The sequence below is a fragment of the Pseudomonas sp. H26/SER47-MNA-CIBAN-0231 genome, from assembly GCF_040310465.1.
GTDB classification, from domain to species: domain Bacteria; phylum Pseudomonadota; class Gammaproteobacteria; order Pseudomonadales; family Pseudomonadaceae; genus Aquipseudomonas; species Aquipseudomonas atacamensis.
In genome coordinates this window covers 1-231 of record NZ_JBEOPW010000206.1, presented here as the reverse complement: position 1 = coordinate 231, position 231 = coordinate 1, and the positions used below count along the sequence as shown (strand labels likewise).

Here is a 231-nt window from a genome sequence, read left to right as displayed (position 1 = left end):
GTGTTGGTGGGCTTCTATGGCTACATCCTGTGGACGTTCGTTCTGTCGTTCACCACCTCGACCTTTCTGCCGACCTACAAGTGGGCTGGCTTGGCGCAATACCAGCGTTTGTTCGACAACGACCGCTGGTGGGTCGCCAGCAAGAACCTGGTGGTGTTTGGCGGCATGTTTATCGGCATCACCTTGGTGATCGGCGTGACCCTGGCGGTGTTTCTCGACCAGCGCATCCGC

Annotated in this window: 1 pseudogene; it reads left to right on the top strand. The window is 58.4% G+C overall.

Annotated elements, in window-relative coordinates:
* Positions 1-231: pseudogene (locus tag AAEZ10_RS27815) on the top strand (sugar ABC transporter permease); the annotation flags it as partial.